The organism is Sphingobium sp. RS1 (genome assembly GCF_056156825.1).
Genome location: NZ_JBLZXE010000001.1, coordinates 74,874 through 98,078 on the forward strand (window position 1 = coordinate 74,874; position 23,205 = coordinate 98,078).

Here is a 23,205-nt window from a genome sequence, read left to right on the forward strand (position 1 = left end):
ATCACGCTGAAGATTTCACGATGGCGCGCGGCCTCCAGGCGAGCGGCAAGGACACAAGCAGCGCCAGCGACAGACCACCAATCCCCCACAAGACTAAGTGCTGCGCCCCGGGAGCGACGACGGCGATCGCCAGCGGCGCGAGCGCCTGCCCGATGCTGGCGGCGGAATGCTGGAGACCGAGCTTCAGACCCGAAGGGGCTGCCGCACCGCTGATCCAGAAGCTGGTGACCAATCGAAGGGTTGCCGAGCTCCAGCCGGCAGCAACGATGATCCCACTGAGTTCGGCCATGCTCGCGGCGACAGGGAACAGGAAGAGCGCCGCAGCCAGCAGGCCGAGCGTCAGCCCCGCAAGCCGCCTCGGCATGGTCACCAGCCAATCGAGCCTCGCATGGAAGATCTGTGCTGCCAGCATGCCCAATCCGCAGAGACTGAGCATCCAGGCGATCTCTTCGCGGCTCAGCGAAATGACGCTCCGCGTCACCAGGAGATTGACATGCATCGCCGCCAGCCCGCCGCCCGCGACGATCGTGACGAAAAGCAGGATCAGCGTCGCGCCGAGCGTCGGCGCGGGCAGGTCTCCGCCATCGATGCAAGGTGCACACCAGCGCGGCAGACGCACGGCGCAAAGCGCCGCCCCGACGGCACCGATGCCGAAAGCGAGGATCATGAGGGGAGCGCGGGGCAGGATCGCGGCCGAGACCTCCGCCACCAGCGGACCGGCGAGATCGCCCAGAAACAAGAAGGCGGTCAGCCAGGTGAAGCGCCGCGCCTGGTCCGCGCGCTCGTTTGCGGCAAAGCTCGCGCAGAGCAAGCCCAACGGTATGATGGCGGCCGACGCCATCCCCGCCACCAGGCGCAATGCATAAAGCTCAGGCAGCCCGACGAGGCCGATCGGCGCGGTCACCAGGGCGAGGATGACCAGCGCTGCGCGCAACATCGCCCGATAGTCGACCCGGTCCGCGATCCAGCCCCAGAGCGGCGCCGCCAGCAAGGCTGCCAGGGGATGGACCGCGGTCAGGCTCGCGACATGAAAATCATGAGCGCTTGACGATAGCGCGCCACGAGCCGGGTCGACCAGTGCCGGAAGGAAGGCGAGAATGGCCGTCTGTCCCGCCGACGCCGCAGCCGCCGCGAGCAACAAGACGAAAAAGGAGGCCGGCCAGCGACCGTTGGCTTGCGATCCAGCCTTGTCACGCGGCGCGTTCGCGGTCGACCCCTCGAGTGGCCATCCGCGGATCACCACCAGGCGCGCAAGCCGATCACCAGCCTGTGTTCGGAAGGCCCTTCCCCGCGCAGGCGACGGAAATCGGCCGTGCCGTCAAATGCGCGCTCCCAGACGAAGCCGATATAGGGCGCGAACTTGCGCGACACCTCGTAGCGCAACCGTCCGCTCAGCTCGACATTGCTGAAGCCGCTGCCGAGCTGCCGATCGCTCGACCGCTTCGAATAGATATTGGTCTCCACCTGCGGCGTAAGGATCAACCGATTGGTGAACAAGACCTCATAGGACGCCTTGGCGCGCGCCGCGAGACGCCCATCGGTTCCTACATAGCCGGTGAGCTGGACGTCGAACCAATAGGGCGCCAGTCCCTCGACGCCGGCGGCCAGCCAGGTGGTCGCACCCTTGCCGAGATCCTGCCTGACCCCGAGCAGCGTGCCCCAGAACGGGTTCTTGCTGTGCCACCACAGCGCCTCGACGCTGCTCTCCGGATCGAGACGTTGGTCGCGGGAGTTCTTGAGCCCCTGGCTGCGCAGCCAGAGCTTGTCATTGTCCTGACCCTTGGTGACGAGCACGGTCCAGCCCACGCCCTGACCCTCGTTGCCGCTGGTGAACTCAAGCTCATCGACAAGTATTTTGGGGATTGAGAGCTTGTCGGCCATCTCATAGCCCGGCAGCGTCGAGTTGCGGTAGCCGTCGGCATAATCGTCCGAGTTGCGCGCGTCCGGCGGGGCCTGGCCGCCCTGCATCGAGCCCATGTCCATCGTGGCGCCGTTACCGGACGCCTTCGTGTCGGTCATATCCATGCCCGGCATGTCCATGCCCGCATGGTCCTGAGAGCCTTGCGCGGAAGGGGTGTGCTGAGCGGGAGTGGCCGTTTGGGCAGGGGTGGCGGCGGGCGACGGGGGCGAGGCATCCTGCGCGAGGGCGGGAGCCGTGATCGCCGGCGCCAGGAAGAGGGCAGCGCCAAGAGCGATGCCGCGCGAGGGGAAAATCCGGATCATGCGACCATCACCTCCCGGAACATGCCGGCCGCCATGTGATAGAGCAGATGGCAGTGGAAGGCCCATCGGCCCATGGCGTCGGCGGTGACGCGGAAGCTCACCCGCTGGGCGGGCTGGACCACGACCGTATGCTTGCGGACCTGGAAGGCGCCGTCCGGGCCTTCGACATCGCTCCACATGCCGTGCAGATGCATCGGATGCGCCATCATCGTGTCGTTGACGAAGGTGACGCGCAGCCGCTCGTTTGGCTTGAAATGAAGCGGCCTGGAATCGTTGAGCTTGATGCCGTCGAGCGACCAGATGAACCGTTCCATATTGCCCGTCAGATGCAGCTCGATGTCGCGCTCGGGCTCGCGCGGGTCGGGATCGCCGCCCGGCGTGCGCAGATCGGCCAGCGTCAGCACGCGCCAGCCGCGCCCGCGCAGCCCGGCGCCGGGATCGTCGAGATTGGTGCGCGGATAGTCGACGCGCATGTCGGTATTGGCGCCATATTCGGTGCGGGCGTGCCGTGCCCTGGCCGGCATCTCGGTCATGCCGTGCCCGGCATGCGCGTCGCCTCCCATTGCGCCCATCGTCGCCATCGCGCCCATCATGTCGACCGGCTCGAGCCAGGTCCGGGCATCGAGCGGCGGCACGGCTGCCGCCATGCCCGGGGCCGGTGCGATCGTGCCACGCGCATAGCCGCTCCGATCGATCGCCTGCGCGAAGATGGTGCGGGCGCCGCCCTCGGGCATGGTGAACTCGACGTCGTAGGTCTCGCCCGGGCCGATCCGGAATTCCTCGACCGTGACCGGCTCGACCGGCTGCCCGTCGGTCGATACGACCGTCAGCTCGACCCCGGGGATCCGCACGTCGAAGAACGTCGCCGTCCCCGCGCCGACGAAGCGCAGGCGCACGCGCTCGCCGGGCGCGGCGATACCGGTCCAGTTGCCGGCGGGCGGCGCGCCGTTCATCAGATAGGTGTAGGTCGCGGCAGAGACATCGCTGTAGTCGGTCGGGTTCATCCGCGAGCTGTTCCACATCCGCCGCCGCTCGAGCGCCTTGCCCAAGCCCATGGTGCCGACATCCTTGAGGAAATCGCCGGCGGTCGGCTGCGCAAAATTATAGTAGCTGCTCTGCTTCTTGAGATTGAGGAAGATCTGCAGCGGCGGCTCGTCCGACCAGTCGCTGAGCACGATGCAATAGTCGCGATCGGGCGCCCGCGCCGTCGGCACCTGTTTTGGCTCCACGATGATCGCTCCATAGAGTCCCGTCTGCTCGGCGAGCGTGTGAGCGTGATACCAGTAGGTTCCGCTCTGGCGGACCTCGAAGCGATAGGTGAAGGTCTCGCCCGGCGCGATGCCGGCAAAGCTGATGCCGGGCACGCCGTCCATCTCCGCCGGCACGATGATGCCGTGCCAATGGATGCTCGACATCTCCTTGAGGCCGTTGCGTACGCGCAGCGTGACCGTGTCGCCTTCGCGCAGGCGCAGGACCGGCGCGGGCACGCTGCCGTTCACGGCGGTCGCGATACGGCGTTTGCCGGTGAAGTTGACCGGCAGCTCGGCGATCTCGAGGTCGAACTCGGTCCCGCTCAGCTCAGCGGGCAAGGTTGGTGCGGATCGCGCGAGAAGCGCCGGGGCGAAACCGGCGACCGCGCCGCCGATCGCCAGCCCCTGGACGAAACGGCGCCGCGCGATCGGCCGGATATGTAAGGGAGACATGAACTGTACTTTCGCGAAGTCGGCTTCAGGCGAGGTCGAGGACGATCCGGCCCTCGATGTCGCCATGATGCATGCGGGAGAAGACGTCGTTGATGTTCTCCAGCTTGTCTGCATGGACCGTGGCCTTGACCTTGCCCTCGCCGGCGAACGCCAGTGCCTCGAGCAGATCGAGCCGCGTGCCGACGATCGAGCCGCGCACGGTAATGCCGTTCAGCACGGTGTCGAAGATCGACAACGGGAAGTCGCCCGGCGGCAGGCCGTTGAGCGCGACCGTGCCGCCGCGCCGGACCATGCCGAGCGCCTGCTGGAACGCCTTGGGCGAAACGGCGGTCACCAGCGCCCCGTGCGCGCCGCCAATGGCTTTCTTGAGCGCTGCCGAAGGGTCCTCGTTGCGCGCGTTGACCGTCAGTGTGGCGCCAAGGCGTGTAGCGAGGTCGAGCTTGCTATCGTCGATGTCGACCGCGGCCACATTGAGACCCATGGCTCGGGCATATTGCACCGCCATGTGGCCGAGCCCGCCAATGCCGGAGACGACCACCCACTCGCCGGGTCGGGCCTCGGTGGCCTTCAATCCCTTGTAGACGGTGACGCCCGCGCAGAGGATCGGCGCAATGTCGAGGAAGTCGACATTGTCGGGAAGGTGACCAACATAGTTGGGATCGGCGAGGACATATTCGGCAAAGCTGCCATTGACCGAATAGCCGGTGTTCTGCTGTTCGTGGCAAAGCGTCTCCCAGCCACCCAGGCAATGCACGCAGTGCCCGCAGGCGGTGTAGAGCCAGGGCACACCGACCCGGTCGCCTTCCTTCACATGGGTGACGCCGGCACCAACGGCGGCGACATGCCCAACGCCCTCATGGCCAGGAATGAAGGGCGGGTTGGGCTTGACCGGCCAGTCCCCTTCTGCCGCGTGCAGGTCGGTATGGCACACGCCGGTTGCCGCAATCTTGACCAGGACCTGCCCGGGGCCGACCGTCGGGATCGGCGCGTCCTCGATGACCAGGGGCTTGCCAAATTCGCGGACGACCGCCGCCTTCATGGTTTTCGCCATGTCCGTTTCTCCTTTTAAGCGGGGGGTCAGAATAGGCCGAGCGCGTGCTCGTCATAGGAGACGAGCAGATTCTTGGTCTGCTGATAATGATCGAGCATCATCCGGTGGTTTTCACGCCCGAAGCCCGATGCCTTGTATCCGCCGAAGGCGGCATGGGCGGGGTACTGATGATAGCAGTTGGTCCAGACCCGCCCGGCCTCGATCGCGCGGCCGAGCCGGTAGGCGGTGTTGCCGCTCCGGGTCCAGACGCCCGCGCCAAGACCGTAGGCGGTGTCATTGGCAAGTGCGATCGCCTCCTCGACCGTCTTGAACGTGGTGACCGACAGGACGGGACCGAAGATCTCCTCCTGGAAGATGCGCATGTGGTTCTGACCCACGAACACGGTCGGCTGCACGAAATAGCCCTGGTCGAGCGCACCGCCCGGCAGCGCCCTGGCGCCACCGACCAGACACTGCGCGCCCTCGGCCTTGCCGATATCGATATAGCCCAGGATCTTGTGGAGCTGGTCCTCCGACGCCTGCGCGCCGACCTGGACCGACGGGTCGAGCGGATCGCCCTGGCGGATCGCGGCGACGCGCGCCACGGCGCGCTCGATGAAGCGGTCGAAGATCGACTCATGGATCAGGGCGCGCGACGGGCAGGTACAGACCTCGCCCTTGTTGAAGGCGAACAAAGTAAAGCCTTCGAGCGCCTTGTCGAAGAAGGCATCGTCCTCGTCGAGCACGTCCGCCATGAAGATGTTGGGCGACTTGCCGCCAAGCTCCATCGTCTGGGGGATCAGATGGTCCGCCGCGGCGTGCATGATCTGCTTGCCGGTGACGGTCTCGCCGGTGAACGAGACCTTGGCGATGCGCGGATTGGCGGCGATCGCCTGGCCAACGGTCCGTCCCGGGCCGGTAACGACATTGAGCACGCCGGGCGGCAGGATGTCGGCGGTGAGCTCGGCGAACATCAGCAAGGTGAGCGGCGTCTGGGATGCGGGTTTGATGACGGTGCAGTTGCCCGCCGCCAGCGCCGGGGCGATCTTCCACGCCGCCATCAGCAGCGGGAAGTTCCACGGGAAGATCTGGCCGACGACGCCGAGCGGCTCGCGGAAATGATAGGCGATGGTGTCCGCATCGATCGTCGAGATGCCGCCTTCCTCCGCCCGGATGCAGCCGGCGAAGTAGCGGAAATGGTCGATCGCGAGCGGCACGTCGGCAGCGCGCGTCTCGCGGATCGGCTTGCCATTGTCGATCGTCTCGGCAAGTGCCAGCAACTCCAGATTGTCTTCGAGCCGGTCGGCGACGCGATTGAGAATCCTGGCGCGTTCGGCGGGCGCGATCCTTGCCCATTGATCCTTGGCGGCGTGCGCCGCATCGAGCGCGCGCTCGACATCTTCCGGCGTCGACAGCGCGAACTCTGCGATCTGGGCGCCATTGATCGGGCTCGTGTCGGCGAAATACTCGCCGCCCGCAGGAGCGCTCCAGCGGCCTCCGATGAAATTATCATAGCGGTGTCGGAAGGAGGCCGCCGCGTTAATGGTCCCGATCGCCTTCTCGAACATAACCTGACTCCATCTCTATCGATGGCCTGACGGAGTAATCTCTTTGCCCGGGTGGCCTATAAGTAAGTTCCGCAGAAGGTAGTCTGGTATCGGGGTCGCGGGCTTGAGGGTCAGACACGCCAACAGAGCCGATGACTATTCATCGACTCCTGAACGTATTCGCGCACGCCTGATCGGAATTATGCCGAGACAGGCGTTACTCGGCCGAGTCTTCTTTTGGCGAGGGCGGCGCTTGGCATTCCAATTCTGGCGTTACGCCCGGACGCGCTTTAGGCTCACCCAATCGCCTTTCTGAAGCGTCCCGTCCCTCACGCGGAAATGAGCATAATGGTCGTCGAAAATCTGGTCGACTTCGACATGACCGACAAGACGGCGGTGGCGCGGCGTTGCGTGATAGACTTCGAGTATCTGCCCGATGTGCGCGCCATCGGCCTTACCCAGGCAGGCCACTGTGCCGCCCGCATCCATACGGACGATCTTGCCGCGCATGAACAAGCTATGGCCGATACCCTGTGCGAGGAGCGGCGTGCTGCCAAAGAGCAGAAAGCCAACAGCAGCACCGACGCCAAGATGTTTTCGCATCGCTGTTTCCTCTGTCAAGTCAGACGCTCGGACCCGGTTTTGAAAGCTGGGAGCACGGGGCGACGCTGGGCATCGTCAAAGAACTGGCCCGCCGCGGGGGAACGGCGGGCCCTCAGCCCCTGGGGTCTGTTCTCGGGGCTGGAAACCTCACATGTCGCTCATCGGCTTGTCGGCCATGGGCTTGGCGGTCTTCTTCTTCGCCGCCGGCTTGGCCTTCTTCATCGGCATCTTGCAGCAGCCACTCTTCGCCTTACCGGCCATGCCCGAGCCGTTCGATGCAGGCGAGCCGCCGGACATGCCGGCCATCCCCGACATGCCCTGTTGATCCTGCTGGGCCGGTTGCCCCTGCTGCTTCTGCGCGCCGGCCTGATGATCCTTCATCATCTGATCGTGCATCTGCTGCCCGCCATGATCCATGCCCTGCTGGTGGGCATGGGCCGGCGCAGCCTGCGCGGGCGCGGGCGTCGACTGGGCGAGAGCGGTGCCGGCGGCGAAGGTTAGCGTCGCGAAGAGGCTGACGGGCGCCGCGAGAAATGTCGTCTGTCGCATTGAGGGTCTCCGAGTGTTCTTCCTGTTGCCCGATCGACGTTCCGATCCCGGCAATTCCGAAGCTTCAATGCTGCTAGCGAGACGCTGTCTGTATACGTAAGTTACGAATCGAAATCCGATCGGCCGTGTGCCTGCTGGAGCAGGCGCGTAAAATGATGATCCGGGATCGATCAAAAATGTGACCCGGCCTGGTTTTCTCGTCCTGAGACCGGCCAGAAAAGCGATTGGCCCGCCGTGGGAACGGCGGACCAAGGCTTCGGTTGAAAGCGGCCATGATCTTGTCCGTCAACCTTGTCGTCTGATGGAATGATGGCAGGGTCAGCAACCACCGTCCGACCTGTGTGACATGCCGGAGGCGCCGTCCTGGTCCTGCGAATCCCGCATCGCCATTCGATGGCCCTGCATCATCTGGCCGTGCATCTGCTCCTTACCGTGAGCCATGCCCTGCATGTGGGCAGGATCGGGCTGGGCAGGCGCCGGCCTGGCCTTGAGGGTCTCCTCAAGATCGGGCATGCCCGGCGGCATCCCGTCCGCCAGCACCGGTCCGGCACTGACGGCGAGGAAGCCGAGAGCTGCGAGCGAAGCGATCATTGCCGTCTTCTTGCGCAAGTATCCATTCCTTCAAGTCTGGGTTTCCCGTTCGATCGAGCATATGCCCGGTCGATTGTCGCCCCTTCCGGAGCTTGCCCGTGAAATGGTGTCACCTTCCGCCTTGCTGTATACGTAATGTGCGAAGTCCGTCTCTGAGATGGCCATAAATTATCGCACTGGCATCGTTGTTGTGCCGATGTGTAACTATGGTTCGGACTCGAGAGCAGGACAGGTCGGCAACAGTGACTAATCCATGGCGGCCAGCAGACGCTCGAGAGGAATAGTGGCAAAAGTGGTGAAGCTGTCAGCAATGGCATAAGGCAGTACCAGCACCCGATTATGTACCATCGCGCCGCAGCTGTAGGCTACGTTTGGCACATAACCTTCGCGCTCATCCATGTCCGACCGCAAAAGCGGTAGCTTCGTCCGCGCCAGCAGCTTCGAGGGATCGTCACGGTCCAGCAGGCACGCCCCGATGCAATAGTTCCGAACGGCGCCGACTCCATGAGTTACGACCAGCCAGCCTTCGTCGATCTCGATCGGCGATCCGCAATTACCGATCTGGACAAACTCCCAAGGCCAGCGAGGTTCGATGGCTTTCGCTCCGCCACTCCAGTCGTGAATGTCCGCGGACGTCAGGAACCAGATATTTTCGTTATCCTCGCGCCCAAGCATGGCAAAGTGCCCGGCAATGCGTCGGGGGAAAAGCGCCATGCCCTTGCTACCGGTGGCATCCCCACGCAGCGGTCTGAGTTCGAATGTCCGGAAGTCCGGCGTGGACAACAACTCCTGCCGGACGGACTGGCCGCTAAATGCCGTATATGTACCGAAATAGGTGGCTCGGCCATCGTCGTCCAGGAAGCGGACCAAGCGAAGGTCTTCGATGCCACCACGCTGGCTGGGGGTTGTCGGAAAGATCACGATCTCCGAGAGATCGTGGCTGCCATCGCACTTGATCCGAATGCCCGCGTCCGGCCCGTCCTCGCCGGAGATGTTTTCAGTCTCCAGCACGAGCGGCATGGGGCTCGGAGGATTGATTGCTATGGTTCCGTCCGCGGCGCAAAACCCGGTGCGAAAGGTGACGGAGGAGATATGCCCCTCGCCCACGCCTCGCAGGGAAAGAATGAATCGGAGAGAGTTTTCAGGTACAGCAGACTGATCAGGATGCAGGACGATGCTCGGATTGAAAAGCGCTGCTGCCTCATAGGAATATTCGTTGCAAAAATGGGCACCGATCAAGAGCGCCTGTTCATGGGTGACCTCGCAATCACAGACGATGATGCCATCAACCTCGTGGAACCGCCGCAAAAACAGGGACGGAACCTCACGATGCCTTCCCGAGAAATCATCAAGAATGCGTTGCAACTCATCGTGGAGCGATGCTGGGTCGAGCGCCAGGACGCGGTCGGCGATGCGCTGCGCACGTGGCTGATCCGGTACCGCATATTTATAGGTTTCCGTCGACGGCATATAGGGTCTGATCACTACCCTTGCTGGATTGGGGCGGAGCAATTCGGGTAGCCGGTTGACAAATTCGGCGGTTGACACTGACTTCTCCAATACAGATCGACCGTGGAGCGTTCACGCAATCGTAAAGATGGTGCTCGGCATTACCCGACTATCGGGTGGCGGCACGGAAGGCTCCGGCGATGGCGGGTGCGATGATTTCCGCCGTTGCCGGATACTCGGACTTTGTGCCACGTGCCATGATCGCTGTCCTGGCGTAGTTGTCGGACACACAAGCTGTGACCGGGGGCTCTGGCCTGAACGTGACTATGTGGGGCACGTGCGAAGCGCGCCGCTCAGCTCGACATGTCCGCCATCGTTCGGCAGCTCGCCGCGCATTTCTTGCAGGTGGCCGAGCAACGCGCGATCCGCTGGTCCGCGCTATGGCGTCCGCATTCCTCGGCGCAGCGCTCGCAAGCGTCGGCGCAGGCGCGGCAGACGATGCGGTGCAGGGCAGATTCCCGCAGCATCGAGTTGGCGGTCGCCTGGCACAGTTCCGCACAGTCGTTCAGCATGGCGATCAGCGACGCCGTAGCTGACGCGCCGCCTTGCTTCGTCAGCCAAGCGGCGGTTTCCAGGCACATGCGGTGCGAAGCCACGCAATCGTCGATGCAGTCCGTCATCGACATCGCCATCCCTTCCATTCGATGCTGCTGCGCCGCCGCCGGCACAGCCAGCGTTCCGGCGGCGGCAAGGCCGGCGCCGGCCATCAGCAATTCGCGTCTCTCGATCATCATGCACCTCCCATCTGCTATCCCTTGAGCGCTGTGCCGCATCCGGCGGCCTCAGCCGTCGCAGGCGACCCATCCGACGCCGCACGCGCCTTCTCCCGCGCCATCCGGGTTTCCTCCCAGGGCCAGTGGCCGTTGATCTCGACCCCGAGCGAGATGCTCAGGAAGGTCCGCACCAGCACCAGCCCGGCCAGAACGATGAGATCGTCGAGCGTTGGGTTGATCACCAGCGACTTGACGATGTCGCCGGCGACCAGAAATTCCAGGCCGAGCAGGATGCTGCGGCCGAGCGCCGAGCGGAACGCGCTATAGGCCTCGGTTCGGTCGCCCGCCCTCGCCCGCCGCGCAAACAGAAAGGTTGCGAGCCCCGCGCCGACCAGGATGGTCAGCGTGCCCGCCAGTTCCAGGCCGATCACCGCGAGCCGGAAGAAGGCGCTCAGCCAGTCGGCCTCAATGGTGATCATACCAGCCTCGCTTGCGGATATTGTTGAAGCTGTCGGTGGCGTGACAGGCATAGCATTGGTCGACGCGCGCCTTCGATCCGGCTGCGCGCTGCGAGACCATGCTGAAATGCTCCATGAAGTGACTCGGCGGCGCCTTGTGGCACTCGGCGCACTGCGTCGAATTGACCGATGGATGGCGGTAATTGGCGATCTTCCAGCTGTCGGTCTTGTGGCAGCTCGCGCAGTCGGTGCCGAACAGGCCCTGGTGCGGATCGCGGAACGCATGGCAGCTCGCGCAATTGAGCGCGGTCTCGGGGGTCAGGCTTCGAGTGTTTGTCGACATGCCCGCCAAAGGCTGCCGCCACTTCGCCATGTCGAGCAACGCGGCGTGATCCATGCGGACGATGCCGCGCTCTCCCTCATGTTCGACGTGGCAGGAGGTGCACTGCGTCGCTTTCGCGTGGAACTGCGTCGACTGCTTCGTCCCGAAATCGGTGCCCGCATGGCAGGTGAGACAGGTCCGGGTTTCGACGCCCTTGCCCGGCGTGTGGCAGGCCGTGCATTGGCCGGCAAAGGACTGGTGCGCGCTCGAGAGCGGGCCGGGCGAGACGAGCTGCGCCACCAGGCCGGCATCCCTCGGCGCGTCCGATCGCATCCGGATCGCGACCGCGGCGACCATCACCAGCAGGGCTGCGATGAAGACGGCGTAGGAAAGACGCTGCCAGCTCATAGCCAGCGCAGCCCGTAATAGATCGCCGCGCCGACGTGGAGCGCGAGCAGCGCGAAGATGAGACAGCCCAGCAGGATGTGCAGGAACCGCCACCGCGCGAACAGGGTGTTGGTTGCCTCTTCGGCACGGATCGCGAATTCGGTATCGGCCAGCGCTGCGGCGATCCCCGCCTTGTCCTGGGGGCGCTGGCCCGCGGACGCATCCCCGGCGACGAACAGATAGCGCTTCCAGCCCGACAGCGGCGGGGCTGCGGTATCGGCCTGCGTCGGCGCCGCCGGCTCCTCGAGGAAGGCGGCGCGAAGCGAGGCCAGTTCTGACCTGCGTCCGCGCAGCGCCCGACCAAGCTGGGCAAGCAGGTAGCGGCCGATGAAGCCGGTGATGACCGTCATCAGCAGGAGGACGGTCAGAAGCAGGCCGACCGGGCTTTCGAGCTTGTGCGCGGCGTGGACCAGACCCAGGATCGGCGCCAGCACGCCGGCATAGATGTGGATGGCGAGCAGGGTTGGCTTGCTGACGACCCGGGAGAGCGCCTTGTCGACCCAGGCGATGTGCTTGGCCGCGACATAAGGAAGCGTCAGCAGCATCAGCACGAGCGCTGCGATCCCGATGATCCCGCCGGCCAGGCTACCCGGAAAGCGGGGCGACACATGCACGAGATAGCCGAACGGGAACAGCAGCAGGAACGCGACCAGCAGGCCCACGGCAATGTCGCTGCGTTCGCGCATCAGGCTTCGACCACGAGCGGCGTGCCCGTCCCCTTCGCCTGGCACGCGAGCACATAGCCTTGCGCCTTGTCGGCGGGCGCAAGGCCGGATTCGACCTCCATCGTCACTTCGCCCTGCAGCAGCTTGACCACGCAGGCGCCGCATGTGCCCGCACGGCATGCATAGGGGATCTCGACGCCCGCGCCCTCGGCCGCCTCCAGCACGGTCTCGTCCGCGGGCAAGGCCGCCGACACCCCCGACACGGAGAAGGTCACCGTGCTCGGCGCCACCTCGGCGCTCGGGGCCGGCTTATCCGCTGGCGGGGGCGCGGGCTTGACCTCGAGATCCTCGTGGTCGGCCGGCAGCGAGGCCGGACCGAACGCCTCGGTGTGCAGCTGCGCTTCGGGGACGCCGAGTTCCGCCAGCACGCCGCGCATCGCGCCCATCATCGCCGGCGGGCCGCACATATGGATGCGCCGGCTCGCGATCTCCGGCACCGCGGCCAGGATCATCTCGCGCGTGATCGGCCCTTCGGGGCCCATCCAGACGGTGCCGGGCGCGCGCTGCATCGCGGCGACGACATGGAGGTTGGGAAAACGGCGTTCGAGCCGCTCGAGCTCGTCGCGGAACACGAATTCCTCGGTCGACCGTGCGCCGTAGAAGAAGAAGATATCACCCTTCCACGCGGTGTCGGTGAGATAGCGCAGCACCGACATCATCGGGGTGATGCCGACCCCGCCCGCGATCAGCACGATGCTCTGGGCATCCGTTCCCGTGAAGGTGAAGGCGCCGAACGGTCCGCTGACCTTCAGCAGATCGTCGGCGACGACCTTGTCGTGCAGGTATCGCGAGACCACGCCCTGCTCCTCGCGCTTGACCGTCAGTTCGACATAGGCCCGCTGGGTCGGCGAAGAGGCGATCGTGTAGGAACGGCGCGCGGTCTTGCCCGCTTCGGGCTCTACCTCGACCTGCAGGAACTGGCCCGGCAGGAAGTCGAACGGCAGCCGGTCGGCGGTCGGGTCCGCGAGCCGGAAGGTCAGCACGCTCGGCGTCTCTCGCACGATCTGGACCACGCGCAGCTGCCCCGCCCAGCTTTTGGGCTTGCGCAGCGACGCCCCAGCGGGTGCGGCCGCATTGCTCGGCGCGAGCCCGGCGCTGTCGGCAACGGGTGCAGGCGCGGGCGCAACCCTGGTAGCGGGAGGGGCAGCCTTCGGCTCCGGCTTTGCTGGAACCTTGGCGGTGGCGACACCGCCGGCGATCGCCCCGATCCGCCGCAGGCGGAAGATCTGCAGCGCGATAAGCGTGGCGCTCACCAGCCCCAGGAACAGCATGAGAAGGAGGTGCGAGGGCGAAATGCCGAACCAGTGATCGGCATGGCCGGGCGCGGCCTGGTCGATGTCGAGCTGATCGCGCAGCCAGGCAAGCCCGACCTCCCGGGGCGGCTGCAAGCCCCCGATCGCGCCCTGCGCGGCGGTGCCGGAGCGGAACAGGTCGGTTCCCTCGCGCAGGCGCCGCGCCGCATCGAGCCGGGCCGAGACCGTGGTCGCACGCGCGCCGTCGGCCGAGGCGGCGTTGATCATCGCCAGACCCGTGCTTACCCGTTCGCCGGCCTGCGCAGCGACCCGCTGCCTTGCCGCTTCGTCAAGCGCGGGAAAGGCGAGCAGCTGCGAGATGAAGCCGGTCCGGCGCGATTCGTGGCCGTGCTCATTCTCCCCTTCCCCATTGATCATGCGATCCATCATGGGGTTCATCATCTTCGCCATGTCCGACGACCCCGGCTCTGCCGGTGCGGACATGCCCCCGCCGGCCGGCATGCCTGCGCCATGATGCGCGGCATGATCCTCGCCCTCCTGCGCGCCCGCGCTCGCGGACAGGCTGAGAGCGATTGCGCAGCCGAGGCTCAAGCGTCGAAGGCTGATCCGCCTGGACATCCTCATCCCCTTAGTGTGCGAGCCTACATATCCTTCATCGGCATCGCCGCATTGCCCGGCGCGGGATCGGGTGCCGGCGCGGTCTGGTTGCCGGCCCCGGCGCGCATCGCGTCATGGTCCATCGCCTGACGGTGATGCCGCTCCATCTCGGCCTGGTTGCTCATCGCGTCCATCGGCGCCGCGTCTGCAGCGTTGCCGCTGTCGGTCAGGACCGGGGTGGCGGCGACGCTGTTCGCCGCGGGCGGCACCGTCTGGTCGGCCTGGCGGTCGCAGCCCGAAAGCGCGAGCGCCAGCAACAGGCTTCCGCCGACAAGTGGAAGGGCTTTCTTCGCATGGTCGATCATGGCTTTGCTCCTTGGCTTGAAAACTGTGTCCGGGCGCCATCCCTGGCGTCCGGACCGGCTCATTGCGCGCTGCGCAGAATCCGGAGACACCGGTCGTGCGAGAGGTTCATCGGGTTGCGCCCCTGCCCCTTCATCTCGCCATGATCATGCGGCGTCTGGAGACCCATATTGCCCTCCATCGCCCGGCAACTCTCGACCTGCGCCGAGGTCGGCCGCGTGGTCACACAGGCGCCTAGAAGCAGCGCCGGCGTGAGGACGGCGATCAAACGCATTTTCTTCATGACAAAACCCCTTTCGCTCGTGGTGATCGTTCGTCCTGCGCTGCCTGATGTTTCTTGTTATGCTGCTGGTCTTTCCGCCGCGCCGTCAGGAAGGCGAGGATCGGGCAATCGGAGACCGGCACTTCGCCCGGGCATTCGTCGGCGAGCATCCGCAGCATGTCGCGGATATCCGACAGGCGCTCGAGCCGGGCTTCGGCGTCCGCGATCTTGGCAAGCGTGATATCGAGCACGGCCTGGGCATGCGCGGTGTCCGACGCCCTGAGCGCCAGCAGCTGCCGGGCCTGTTCGAGTGTGAAACCAAGCTCCTGCGCCGAGCGGATGAAATTGACGCGCTCGAGGTCGGTCGCGTCGTAGAGCCTGTAGCCCGCTGCCGTGCGCGCGGGCTCGCGCAGCAGGCCCATCCGCTCATAATAGCGGATCGTATCCCGCCCCACGCCTGCGGCCGCGGCCAGTTCGCCGATCTTGAAATTGCCCATGTCATCCGCTCGATCATGCCGGTTGGACCATGGTCCAGGGTCAAGCGGTTTCGCTTTGACCCCGAACGGTCTCCTCGTCGCCGGCGGCCCGCTGCCCCGACGCGTCGCAGGGCAGCCCGTGCCGCCGGGCCACCGGCTTGTCAGTTCTTGCGAAGCTCGACGATGTCGTGCCTGGCAGGCGTGCCGTCGGCGACGGACACGTGCGCGAAGTGATCGTCAAAGATATGGTCGATCGTCACATGGCCGACGAGCTGGCGGTGATAGGTCGGCGCCACGCCCTTGGACGGACCCGGATGGGTCACGACGCGATAGACCTCGAGCTTCTGGCCGACCTCGGCGCCATCGGCCTTGCCGATGCAGACGACCGTGCCGTTGCTGCCCGTGTCGACGATCGAGCCGCGCATGAACAGGCTGTGCCCGATGCCCTGGGCCATAGCGGGGACGGCAGCAAGCATCGAAATGCCGGCAAGCGCGACCATGAGAGTTTTTCTGACCATATTCACCTCCTTGGATGGTAAGCCACCGCCCGGACTTTGCCGAGGGGAAGAGCGTCTCTTCAGGCTTGGGACTACGGTCCCGGGTCCAGCCTCGATATACGTAGAGGCCGCAGCCGATCTTCTTCCCCGGGCCGGATCTTTATTGACGCGGAGTTGACGGAATCAGCCGTCAGCACTTCAAAATCCGCGCGGCGCGAGACTTTGGTTGGCTGCGCCCGCGAAACCCGCTAGATATCGAGGCCCGTGAAACGCCTGCTCGCCCTCCTGCTCGTCATCGGAGCGCTGTCCGGTCTCTTCGGAGCCCAGATGGCGGCCGCGCACAGCGTGCCGCAGGCGGCAGGCGCGCCGCTGGCCAAGGGCATGGATGCGGACTGCATGGCGATGATGGCCAAGCAGCAGCCTGCGCCCAGCGAAAAGCCCTGCAAGGGCCTGACGCTCGATTGCATCGCCGCGATGGGGTGCGTGATCCCGCTGGTCGCAGCGGACCTGGCAGGCGGCGTTGCGCCTGCGCGTCTCTACGACGCGCCCAGCTTCTGGACGACCGACACGATATTGACCGGCAAGGCGGTTGCGCCCGAGCCGGATCCTCCCACCAGCCTTGCCTGATTGAACGAGCACGGGCTGCGCGCATCGATCGATGCGTGCGCGCCCGGTTTCCTTCTTTTCAGTCAAAGGTTTTCGTGATGATCAAACTGCTTCCGGCCGCCCTTGTGGCGGCCCTCAGTCTCGCCGCGCCTGCGCTTGCAACCGACGCGAGCCGCACGCCGCAAGGCCATTGGGAATGGCGGTCGGCGCCGCAATATGGTCCGCGGGCGACTGGCCCTGCGCGTGTCCGCATATGGGTGCCCGACAGCCGGGACATGGCCAGCTGCGATTGCGCGATGATGCAGGCAAGCGCCGCCGACTGCATGCGCGGCGCAGTCAGGTCGGACAAGGGCTAAACCCGCTCCGGAGCGGCGCGTCACATCTTGGCGCGCCGCCTCTGTCATGAGGGGATGATATCCATGATCATGATGCCGAGGCGCGCTGTGCGACGCCTGTTGCTCTCTATCGGTGCGACGCTTGCGAGCGCCTGGGCCGTGCCGGTGTCGGCCGGCCCGCTCACCTACGAGCAGGCAGTGAGGCTCGCTGCCGCCAACGCGCCAAGCCTCAAGGCGCGCGCGGCGGCGACAGCCGGCGCCCGCTCTTCGGCGGTCGCGGCCGATCGCCTGCCCGATCCGACGCTCGACCTGGGCCTGCAGAACTTCCCGGTGAGCGGCCCCAATGCCGGCAGCTTCACGCGCGACGATTTCACTATGGCGACGATCGGGTTCAGCCAGACCTTCCCCAATCTCGCCAAGCGCCATGCACGCGCCGCGCGCGCCGCGGCCGATATCGGTATCGCCGAGGCGGGCGAGCTGGTCGAAGGCCGCAACGTGCGGCTCGAGACCGCCCTCGCCTGGGTCGATCTCTATTATGGAGAACGCCGGCTCCGGCAGCTCGACCTGCTCGATGCCAGCCTCGACGACCTGCAGAAGACCGTGACCGCACGCCTGGCGTCGGGCAGCGCGCGCCCGAGCCAGGCGCTCGAGCCCGACCAGCTCCGCGCCGCCATCGCCGATCGCCGCGCCGAGATGGCTGCGGTGGTGGCGCAGGCGCGGGCCCGGCTCGCGCGCTATACCGGCGACCCCGACCCGCAGGCGACGGGCGACCCGCCGATGCTCGATGTCGATCCGATCCGGCTGCGGGCCGAAATCGATGCGCTTCCCGCCCTGCGCGCGCAGGACGCGCGGATCGCAGTCGCCGAAGCGGACGTGCGTCTCGCGCGCGCCGACAAGCGCCCCGACTGGAAGGTCGGCGTCACCTATGGCCGGCGCGATCCCATGTACGGCGACATGGCCTCGGTCGGCGTGTCGATCGACCTGCCGCTGTTCGCCGGCAAGCGCCAGAACCCCAGGATCGCTGCAAGCGAGAGCCTTGCGCAAGGGGGTCGGTTCGACCGCGAGGCGATCCGCCGCGAGCTGGTGGCGCAGCTCGACGCCGATCTCGCAGACCATGCCATGCATCTCTCCCGGTTGCGCAATGCCCGCGAGACGCTGGTGCCACTCGGCAGGCACCGCGCCGAGCTCGACCGCGACAGCTATGGCGCCGGCAAGCTCGACCTTGGCGCCGCGCTGCTCACGACGCTCGGGCTCGCGGAGGCCGAGGTCGAGGCGCTCAACCGCGAAGCCGACGTCGCGCGCGACGCGGTCCGCATCACTATCACCTATGGGGAGGAGCGGCCATGACGCTCGATAAATCCGCGCTGCGCTGGGGCGCATCGATCCTGGCTGTCGCGCTGCTGGCCGGCGGCACAGGCTATTGGGCTGGCCATCGCCAGGCACCGCAATCGGAGGCGACCACGCCCGCCGGGGCAGGCAAAGTCCTTTACTGGTACGATCCGATGTTCCCCAACCAGAAGTTCGACAAGCCCGGCAAGTCGCCCTTCATGGATATGCAGCTCGTGCCGCGATACGCGGACGGAGGAAGCGCCGGCGCGGCCCCCACGGTCGCCGTCGATCCCGCCGCGCGGCAGAGCCTGGGATTGCGGGTCGTCGCGGCGAAGATGGGCAGCCTTGCCTCGGCCCTCGAGGTCACCGGCACGATCGACTTCAACCAGCGCGACGTCGCCGTCATCCAGGCGCGTTCGGGCGGGTTCGTGAGCCGCGTCTATGCGCGAGCGCCCGGGGACGTGGTCCGCGCCGGCGCGCCGATCGCGGACCTGCTCCTGCCCGAATGGGGCGGCGCGCAGACCGAATATCTGAGCGTCAGGCGGCTCGGCAAGCCCGACCTCACCGCGGCCGCGCGCCAGCGACTGCGGCTGATGGGCATGTCCGACGGCCTCATCGCCAGCGTCGAGCGGAGCGGACGCCCGAACGGCGTGGTGACGATCACGACGCCGATCTCGGGCACGATCCAGACGCTCGACGCCCGTGCCGGCGTGACGCTCGCCATGGGCCAGACGCTCGCCCAGGTAAGCGGGCTCGGCACCGTCTGGCTCAATGCCGCGGTGCCCGAAGCGCGCGCGGGCGATGTCCGGGTCGGCCAGAATGCCAGCACCACGCTGGCGGGCTTCCCCGGCGAGCGCTTCGCCGGCCGGGTGATCGCGATCCTGCCGACCACGCAGGCCGACAGCCGCACGCTCACCGTGCGGATCGAGCTGCCCAACCGGGACGGCCGGTTGCGGCCGGGCATGTTCGCCAGCGTCGCGCTTGGCGGCGATGCCAAGCCGGCGCTGCTGGTGCCGAGCGAAGCGGTGATCCGCACGGGCAGGCGCACGCTCGTCATGCTGGCCGCAGGCGACGGGCGCTATCATCCCGCCGAGGTCCGCATCGGCCGCGAGGCAGGCGGCGAGACCGAGATCCTTGCCGGCCTGTCGCCCGGCGAGAACGTCGTCGTCTCGGGGCAGTTCCTGATCGATTCCGAGGCGAGCCTGTCGGGAATCGAGGCGCGGCCGATCGGCGGCGGTGCGGCATCGGCGACCATCGCCGCGCCGGCGTCGAAAGCCACGCTGTACGAGACGACGGGCAAGATCGAGCGGATCACGGCCAATTCGGTGACGCTCAGCCACGAGCCCGTTCCCGCGCTCGACTGGCCGGCGATGACGATGACCTTCGCGCTCGCCAATCCGGGCATCGCGCGCGGCTTCAAGGCGGGTGACCGGGTCCGGTTCGGGTTCGACCGGCCCCCGGCGGGACCGACGCTGCGGCATATGGCGAAGGTGGCGGGCCAGTGATCGCCCATCTCATCCGCTGGTCGGTGAGGAACCGCTTCTTCGTCGTGCTCGGCATGCTCGCGCTGGTCGGCGCGGGCCTGTGGGCGGTGCGCTCGACCCCGATCGACGCGCTGCCCGATCTTTCCGACGTGCAGGTCGTGATCCGCACTTCCTATCCGGGTCAGGCGCCGCAGATCGTCGAGAACCAGATCACCTATCCGCTCACCACCACCATGCTGTCGGTGCCCGGCGCCAAGACGGTGCGCGGCTATAGCTTCTTCGGCGACAGCTTCGTCTATGTGATCTTCGAGGACGGCACCGATCTCTACTGGGCGCGCAGCCGCGTGCTCGAATATCTCAACCAGGTCCAGGGTCGGTTGCCGGCCAGCGCCCGCAGCGCGCTCGGGCCGGACGCGACCGGGGTCGGCTGGGTCTATGAATATGCGCTGGTCGACCGCACCGGCCGGCACGATCTCTCGCAGCTTCGCGGGTTGCAGGACTGGTTCCTGCGCTACGAGCTGAAGACCGTGACCGGCGTGGCCGAAGTCGCCAGCATCGGCGGCATGGTCAAGCAGTACCAGGTGCTGCTCGATCCGGTGAAGCTCGCGGCCTACGGCGTAACCCACGCCCAGGCAGTGCAGGCGATCAGCCAAGCCAATCAGGAAGCCGGCGGCTCGGTGCTGGAAATGGCCGAGGCCGAATATATGGTCCGCGCCTCGGGCTATCTGAAAACGCTCGACGATTTCCGAGCAATCCCGCTCAAGACTGCGGCGGGCGGCGTGCCCGTCCGGCTCGGCGATGTCGCCACGATCCAGGTCGGCCCCGAGATGCGGCGCGGCATCGCCGAACTGAACGGCGAAGGCGAGGTCGCCGGCGGCGTCGTTATTCTTCGGTCAGGCAAGAACGCCCGTGAGACCATCGCGGCGGTCAAGGACAAGCTCGCCGATCTCAGGAAAAGCCTGCCGCCGGGCGTCGAGGTGGTCACGGTCTATGACCGCTCGCAGCTGATCGATCGCGCGGTCGAGAACCTCACCCGCAAGCTGGTCGAGGAGTTCATCGTCGTCGCATTGGTCTGCGCCCTGTTCCTCTGGCACGTCCGCTCGGCGCTGGTCGCGATCCTGACCTTGCCGCTCGGTGTGCTGGCCGCGTTCGTCGTAATGCGGTTCCAGGGGGTGAACGCCAACATCATGTCGCTGGGCGGCATCGCCATCGCCATCGGCGCGATGGTGGATGCGGCGGTCGTCATGATCGAGAACGCCCACAAGAGGATCGAACGCTGGGAGCAGGATCACCCGGACAGACATCTCGATGGCGAGATGCGCTGGATCGTCGTCACCGAGGCGGCGGCCGAGGTCGGGCCGGCGCTGTTCTTCAGCCTGCTGATCATCACGCTGTCGTTCATTCCGGTCTTCACCCTGGAGGCGCAGGAAGGCCGGCTGTTCGCGCCGCTCGCCTTCACCAAGACCTATGCGATGGGCGCGGCCGCGATCCTGTCGGTGACCCTGGTGCCGATCCTGATGGGCTGGCTGATCCGGGGCCGCATTCCGGCCGAGCAGGCCAATCCGGTCAATCGCTGGCTCACCAATATCTACCGGCCCGCGATCGACTGGACGATGAAGCGGCCCAAGGCAGTGCTGCTGATCGCGGCTCTGGTGTTCGCCACCACGGCCTGGCCGCTCAGCCGGCTCGGCGGCGAGTTCATGCCCAATCTCGACGAGGGCGACCTGCTCTACATGCCCTCGGCGCTGCCGGGCCTCTCGGCCGCCAAGGCGAGTGAGCTGCTCCAGCAGACCGACCGCCTGATCAAGACCGTGCCCGAAGTCGAAAGCGTGTTCGGCAAGGCCGGCCGCGCCGAGACCGCGACCGATCCCGCGCCGCTCGAAATGTTCGAGACGACGATCCAATTCAAGCCCCGCGACCAGTGGCGGTCGGGCATGACGCCCGAACGCCTTGTCGACGAGCTCGATCGCCGGGTGAAGCTTCCGGGTCTCGCCAATATCTGGGTGCCGCCGATCCGCAACCGCATCGACATGCTCGCGACGGGCATCAAGAGCCCGATCGGGGTCAAGGTGTCGGGCAGTGACCTCGCCGAGCTCGACCGCATCGCGCATGATGTCGAGACCGTGGCCAGGAGCGTGCCCGGCGTCAGCTCGGCGCTCGCCGAGCGGCTGACCGGCGGACGCTATGTCGATGTCGACATAGACCGCGCCGCCGCCGCGCGGTTCGGGCTCAACATCGCCGACGTCCAGGCCATCGTCTCCGGCGCGATCGGCGGCGAGACGATCGGCGAGACGGTCGAGGGCCTCGCCCGCTACCCGATCAGCGTGCGCTATCCGCGCGAATTGCGCGACAGCCTCGACGGGCTGCGGGGGCTACCGATCCTGACGCCCGCGGGCCAGCAGATCACCCTCGGCACGGTCGCCAATGTCACGATCGCCGAAGGGCCGCCGATGCTCAAGACCGAGAATGCCCGGCCCTCGACCTGGGTCTATGTCGATGTGCGCGGGCGCGATCTCGCCTCGGTGGTTGGCGATCTGCAACGCGCGGTGGCGAGACAGGTTCGGCTCTCGCCGGGGGTCAGCATCGCCTATTCGGGCCAGTTCGAATATCTCGAGCGCGCAGTCGACCGGTTGAAGCTGGTCGTGCCCGCGACGCTGCTGATCATCTTCGTGCTGCTCTACCTGATCTTCGGCCGCTTCGACGAGGCTGCGCTGATCATGGGCACGCTGCCGTTCGCGCTGACCGGCGGCATCTGGACGCTCTATCTGCTGGGGTTCAACCAGTCGGTTGCCACCGGGGTCGGGTTCATCGCGCTCGCCGGCATCTCCGCCGAGTTCGGGGTGGTGATGCTGATCTATCTCAAGAACGCGCTGGCGGAGCACACCGCAAATCCGGACGCCGCCGAAGTCGAGGCCGCCGTGCGCGAAGGCGCGCTGCTGCGCGTCCGTCCCAAGGCGATGACGGTGGCGGTGATCCTGGCCGGCCTGCTGCCGATCCTGCTGGGATCAGGCGCGGGTTCGGAGGTCATGAGCCGGATTGCCGCGCCGATGATCGGCGGCATGCTGACCGCGCCCTTGCTCTCAATGTTCGTCCTGCCCGCCGCCTATCTGCTGTTGCGCCGGCCCAAGACCGATCCCATCCCTCAACCCGTTTCATCATGAAGGAGAAGACGATGAACCATGCACGACTGACCATTGCCCTCGGCCTCGCCGCCCTGACTGCCGCGTGCGGCAAGAAGGCGGAGGCCCCCGTTGCGACTGAGACCAACGAGGCGGCGCCCGCCGCGACCATGAGCGGCGACATGGGCAACATGTCGATGGCGCCTGACGCGAACGCCGCGATCAAGGCCAAGGGCCATGGCACCGTCACCGCGATCGACAAGGCGGCAGGCACGATCACGCTCGATCATGGTCCGATCCCGGAGGCCAAGTGGCCCGCGATGACGATGGCGTTCAAGGCCGCGCCGTCGATCACCGATGCGGTCAAGGTCGGCGACAAGGTCGATTTCGACCTCTCGCTCAAGGGCAGCGATGGCGAGGTCACCGCGATCGCAAAGCAGTGATCCGCTAAGTTCGACCGGAAA

At 66.4% G+C, this 23,205-nt stretch carries 24 protein-coding genes; 6 read left to right on the top strand and 18 right to left on the bottom strand.

The window, feature by feature from the left end; genetic code table 11:
• Position 1 precedes the first annotated feature (1 nt).
• The 18 genes from ACNHGR_RS00380 to ACNHGR_RS00465 all read right to left on the bottom strand — a co-directional run bounded on the left by ACNHGR_RS00380 (position 2) and on the right by ACNHGR_RS00465 (position 15,871).
• Positions 2–1,243, bottom strand: a complete 1,242-nt coding sequence (locus tag ACNHGR_RS00380; protein ID WP_015449261.1) for an MFS transporter — start codon at positions 1,241–1,243, stop codon at positions 2–4.
• Positions 1,237–2,223 (bottom strand): copper resistance protein B, encoded by a 987-nt coding sequence (locus ACNHGR_RS00385; RefSeq protein WP_015449262.1) that lies wholly within the window; start codon positions 2,221–2,223, stop codon positions 1,237–1,239. Before ACNHGR_RS00385 ends, ACNHGR_RS00380 begins: the two co-directional genes overlap by 7 nt.
• Entirely contained in the window at positions 2,220–3,926 is a 1,707-nt protein-coding gene (locus ACNHGR_RS00390) for a copper resistance system multicopper oxidase (RefSeq protein ID WP_475283837.1), read from the bottom strand. Before ACNHGR_RS00390 ends, ACNHGR_RS00385 begins: the two co-directional genes overlap by 4 nt.
• A gap of 25 nt (positions 3,927–3,951) precedes the next feature.
• Positions 3,952–4,977 carry an alcohol dehydrogenase AdhP gene (adhP, locus tag ACNHGR_RS00395; RefSeq protein WP_004212676.1) on the bottom strand — a complete coding sequence of 342 codons (1,026 nt, stop codon included), beginning with the start codon at positions 4,975–4,977 and terminating at the stop codon, positions 3,952–3,954.
• A gap of 26 nt (positions 4,978–5,003) precedes the next feature.
• Positions 5,004–6,524, bottom strand: coding sequence for an aldehyde dehydrogenase family protein (locus ACNHGR_RS00400; protein ID WP_278374498.1), 1,521 nt, complete (start codon positions 6,522–6,524; stop codon positions 5,004–5,006).
• A gap of 252 nt (positions 6,525–6,776) precedes the next feature.
• The gene (locus ACNHGR_RS00405) at positions 6,777–7,106 is read right to left on the bottom strand and encodes a hypothetical protein (protein WP_004212674.1); all 330 of its coding nucleotides are present in this window, start codon (positions 7,104–7,106) and stop codon (positions 6,777–6,779) included.
• Positions 7,107–7,253: 147 nt separating this feature from the next.
• Positions 7,254–7,655: a hypothetical protein gene (locus ACNHGR_RS00410; RefSeq protein WP_015449265.1), complete on the bottom strand. Its 402-nt coding sequence runs from the start codon at positions 7,653–7,655 to the stop codon at positions 7,254–7,256.
• A 318-nt stretch (positions 7,656–7,973) separates the two neighbouring features.
• The gene (locus tag ACNHGR_RS00415; RefSeq protein ID WP_007406388.1) at positions 7,974–8,264 is read right to left on the bottom strand and encodes a hypothetical protein; all 291 of its coding nucleotides are present in this window, start codon (positions 8,262–8,264) and stop codon (positions 7,974–7,976) included.
• Positions 8,265–8,492: 228 nt separating this feature from the next.
• Positions 8,493–9,794, bottom strand: a complete 1,302-nt coding sequence (locus ACNHGR_RS00420) for a glycoside hydrolase family 130 protein (protein WP_438830636.1) — start codon at positions 9,792–9,794, stop codon at positions 8,493–8,495.
• A 254-nt stretch (positions 9,795–10,048) separates the two neighbouring features.
• Positions 10,049–10,489 carry a four-helix bundle copper-binding protein gene (locus tag ACNHGR_RS00425; RefSeq protein ID WP_015449267.1) on the bottom strand — a complete coding sequence of 147 codons (441 nt, stop codon included), beginning with the start codon at positions 10,487–10,489 and terminating at the stop codon, positions 10,049–10,051.
• A 14-nt stretch (positions 10,490–10,503) separates the two neighbouring features.
• Positions 10,504–10,947, bottom strand: a complete 444-nt coding sequence (locus tag ACNHGR_RS00430) for a DUF1622 domain-containing protein (RefSeq protein ID WP_007406411.1) — start codon at positions 10,945–10,947, stop codon at positions 10,504–10,506.
• Positions 10,934–11,656, bottom strand: coding sequence for a cytochrome C (locus tag ACNHGR_RS00435; RefSeq protein ID WP_278374497.1), 723 nt, complete (start codon positions 11,654–11,656; stop codon positions 10,934–10,936). The genes ACNHGR_RS00430 and ACNHGR_RS00435 overlap by 14 nt, the downstream gene beginning before the upstream one ends.
• Entirely contained in the window at positions 11,653–12,381 is a 729-nt protein-coding gene (locus ACNHGR_RS00440; protein ID WP_007406424.1) for a hypothetical protein, read from the bottom strand. Before ACNHGR_RS00440 ends, ACNHGR_RS00435 begins: the two co-directional genes overlap by 4 nt.
• Positions 12,381–14,291: a 2Fe-2S iron-sulfur cluster-binding protein gene (locus tag ACNHGR_RS00445; protein ID WP_030089529.1), complete on the bottom strand. Its 1,911-nt coding sequence runs from the start codon at positions 14,289–14,291 to the stop codon at positions 12,381–12,383. The genes ACNHGR_RS00440 and ACNHGR_RS00445 overlap by 1 nt, the downstream gene beginning before the upstream one ends.
• 23 nt (positions 14,292–14,314) lie before the next feature.
• Complete coding sequence (locus ACNHGR_RS00450; RefSeq protein WP_007406382.1) at positions 14,315–14,635, bottom strand: hypothetical protein; 321 nt, start codon at positions 14,633–14,635, stop codon at positions 14,315–14,317.
• A 59-nt stretch (positions 14,636–14,694) separates the two neighbouring features.
• Positions 14,695–14,916 carry a hypothetical protein gene (locus ACNHGR_RS00455; protein ID WP_007406426.1) on the bottom strand — a complete coding sequence of 74 codons (222 nt, stop codon included), beginning with the start codon at positions 14,914–14,916 and terminating at the stop codon, positions 14,695–14,697.
• Positions 14,913–15,392: a heavy metal-responsive transcriptional regulator gene (locus ACNHGR_RS00460; protein WP_007406417.1), complete on the bottom strand. Its 480-nt coding sequence runs from the start codon at positions 15,390–15,392 to the stop codon at positions 14,913–14,915. The genes ACNHGR_RS00455 and ACNHGR_RS00460 overlap by 4 nt, the downstream gene beginning before the upstream one ends.
• A gap of 140 nt (positions 15,393–15,532) precedes the next feature.
• Positions 15,533–15,871 carry a hypothetical protein gene (locus ACNHGR_RS00465; RefSeq protein ID WP_007406371.1) on the bottom strand — a complete coding sequence of 113 codons (339 nt, stop codon included), beginning with the start codon at positions 15,869–15,871 and terminating at the stop codon, positions 15,533–15,535.
• 261 nt (positions 15,872–16,132) lie between these two features.
• On the opposite strand from ACNHGR_RS00465, the gene ACNHGR_RS00470 reads away from it, so the two are divergent.
• From ACNHGR_RS00470 to ACNHGR_RS00495, 6 genes are all read left to right on the top strand, one after another.
• Positions 16,133–16,495, top strand: coding sequence for a hypothetical protein (locus ACNHGR_RS00470; protein ID WP_007406428.1), 363 nt, complete (start codon positions 16,133–16,135; stop codon positions 16,493–16,495).
• Positions 16,496–16,572: 77 nt separating this feature from the next.
• On the top strand, positions 16,573–16,830 hold the full coding sequence (locus ACNHGR_RS00475) for a hypothetical protein (RefSeq protein ID WP_007683334.1): 258 nt from the start codon (positions 16,573–16,575) through the stop codon (positions 16,828–16,830).
• A 63-nt stretch (positions 16,831–16,893) separates the two neighbouring features.
• Positions 16,894–18,156, top strand: coding sequence for a TolC family protein (locus ACNHGR_RS00480; protein ID WP_278374496.1), 1,263 nt, complete (start codon positions 16,894–16,896; stop codon positions 18,154–18,156).
• Positions 18,153–19,643, top strand: coding sequence for an efflux RND transporter periplasmic adaptor subunit (locus ACNHGR_RS00485; protein ID WP_007406384.1), 1,491 nt, complete (start codon positions 18,153–18,155; stop codon positions 19,641–19,643). The genes ACNHGR_RS00480 and ACNHGR_RS00485 overlap by 4 nt, the downstream gene beginning before the upstream one ends.
• Complete coding sequence (locus ACNHGR_RS00490) at positions 19,640–22,783, top strand: efflux RND transporter permease subunit (protein WP_016746446.1); 3,144 nt, start codon at positions 19,640–19,642, stop codon at positions 22,781–22,783. The genes ACNHGR_RS00485 and ACNHGR_RS00490 overlap by 4 nt, the downstream gene beginning before the upstream one ends.
• A complete protein-coding gene (locus tag ACNHGR_RS00495; protein ID WP_007406376.1) occupies positions 22,780–23,184 on the top strand; it encodes a copper-binding protein in 405 nt (134 codons plus the stop codon). The genes ACNHGR_RS00490 and ACNHGR_RS00495 overlap by 4 nt, the downstream gene beginning before the upstream one ends.
• The last annotated feature ends 21 nt before the right edge of the window (positions 23,185–23,205 follow it).

What these genes read in the sequence shown, in the direction of transcription:
- ACNHGR_RS00385 (WP_015449262.1), bottom strand. Translation starts at nt 2,223, where the DNA reads ATGATCCGGATTTTCCCCTCGCGCGGCATCGCTCTTGGCGCTGCCCTC.
- ACNHGR_RS00390 (WP_475283837.1), bottom strand. Translation starts at nt 3,926, where the DNA reads ATGTCTCCCTTACATATCCGGCCGATCGCGCGGCGCCGTTTCGTCCAG.
- adhP (WP_004212676.1), bottom strand. Translation starts at nt 4,977, where the DNA reads ATGGCGAAAACCATGAAGGCGGCGGTCGTCCGCGAATTTGGCAAGCCC.
- ACNHGR_RS00400 (WP_278374498.1), bottom strand. Translation starts at nt 6,524, where the DNA reads ATGTTCGAGAAGGCGATCGGGACCATTAACGCGGCGGCCTCCTTCCGA.
- ACNHGR_RS00405 (WP_004212674.1), bottom strand. Translation starts at nt 7,106, where the DNA reads ATGCGAAAACATCTTGGCGTCGGTGCTGCTGTTGGCTTTCTGCTCTTT.
- ACNHGR_RS00410 (WP_015449265.1), bottom strand. Translation starts at nt 7,655, where the DNA reads ATGCGACAGACGACATTTCTCGCGGCGCCCGTCAGCCTCTTCGCGACG.
- ACNHGR_RS00425 (WP_015449267.1), bottom strand. Translation starts at nt 10,489, where the DNA reads ATGATGATCGAGAGACGCGAATTGCTGATGGCCGGCGCCGGCCTTGCC.
- ACNHGR_RS00430 (WP_007406411.1), bottom strand. Translation starts at nt 10,947, where the DNA reads ATGATCACCATTGAGGCCGACTGGCTGAGCGCCTTCTTCCGGCTCGCG.
- ACNHGR_RS00435 (WP_278374497.1), bottom strand. Translation starts at nt 11,656, where the DNA reads ATGAGCTGGCAGCGTCTTTCCTACGCCGTCTTCATCGCAGCCCTGCTG.
- ACNHGR_RS00440 (WP_007406424.1), bottom strand. Translation starts at nt 12,381, where the DNA reads ATGCGCGAACGCAGCGACATTGCCGTGGGCCTGCTGGTCGCGTTCCTG.
- ACNHGR_RS00445 (WP_030089529.1), bottom strand. Translation starts at nt 14,291, where the DNA reads ATGTCCAGGCGGATCAGCCTTCGACGCTTGAGCCTCGGCTGCGCAATC.
- ACNHGR_RS00450 (WP_007406382.1), bottom strand. Translation starts at nt 14,635, where the DNA reads ATGATCGACCATGCGAAGAAAGCCCTTCCACTTGTCGGCGGAAGCCTG.
- ACNHGR_RS00455 (WP_007406426.1), bottom strand. Translation starts at nt 14,916, where the DNA reads ATGAAGAAAATGCGTTTGATCGCCGTCCTCACGCCGGCGCTGCTTCTA.
- ACNHGR_RS00460 (WP_007406417.1), bottom strand. Translation starts at nt 15,392, where the DNA reads ATGGGCAATTTCAAGATCGGCGAACTGGCCGCGGCCGCAGGCGTGGGG.
- ACNHGR_RS00465 (WP_007406371.1), bottom strand. Translation starts at nt 15,871, where the DNA reads ATGGTCGCGCTTGCCGGCATTTCGATGCTTGCTGCCGTCCCCGCTATG.
- ACNHGR_RS00475 (WP_007683334.1), top strand. Translation starts at nt 16,573, where the DNA reads ATGATCAAACTGCTTCCGGCCGCCCTTGTGGCGGCCCTCAGTCTCGCC.
- ACNHGR_RS00480 (WP_278374496.1), top strand. Translation starts at nt 16,894, where the DNA reads ATGATCATGATGCCGAGGCGCGCTGTGCGACGCCTGTTGCTCTCTATC.
- ACNHGR_RS00485 (WP_007406384.1), top strand. Translation starts at nt 18,153, where the DNA reads ATGACGCTCGATAAATCCGCGCTGCGCTGGGGCGCATCGATCCTGGCT.
- ACNHGR_RS00495 (WP_007406376.1), top strand. Translation starts at nt 22,780, where the DNA reads ATGAAGGAGAAGACGATGAACCATGCACGACTGACCATTGCCCTCGGC.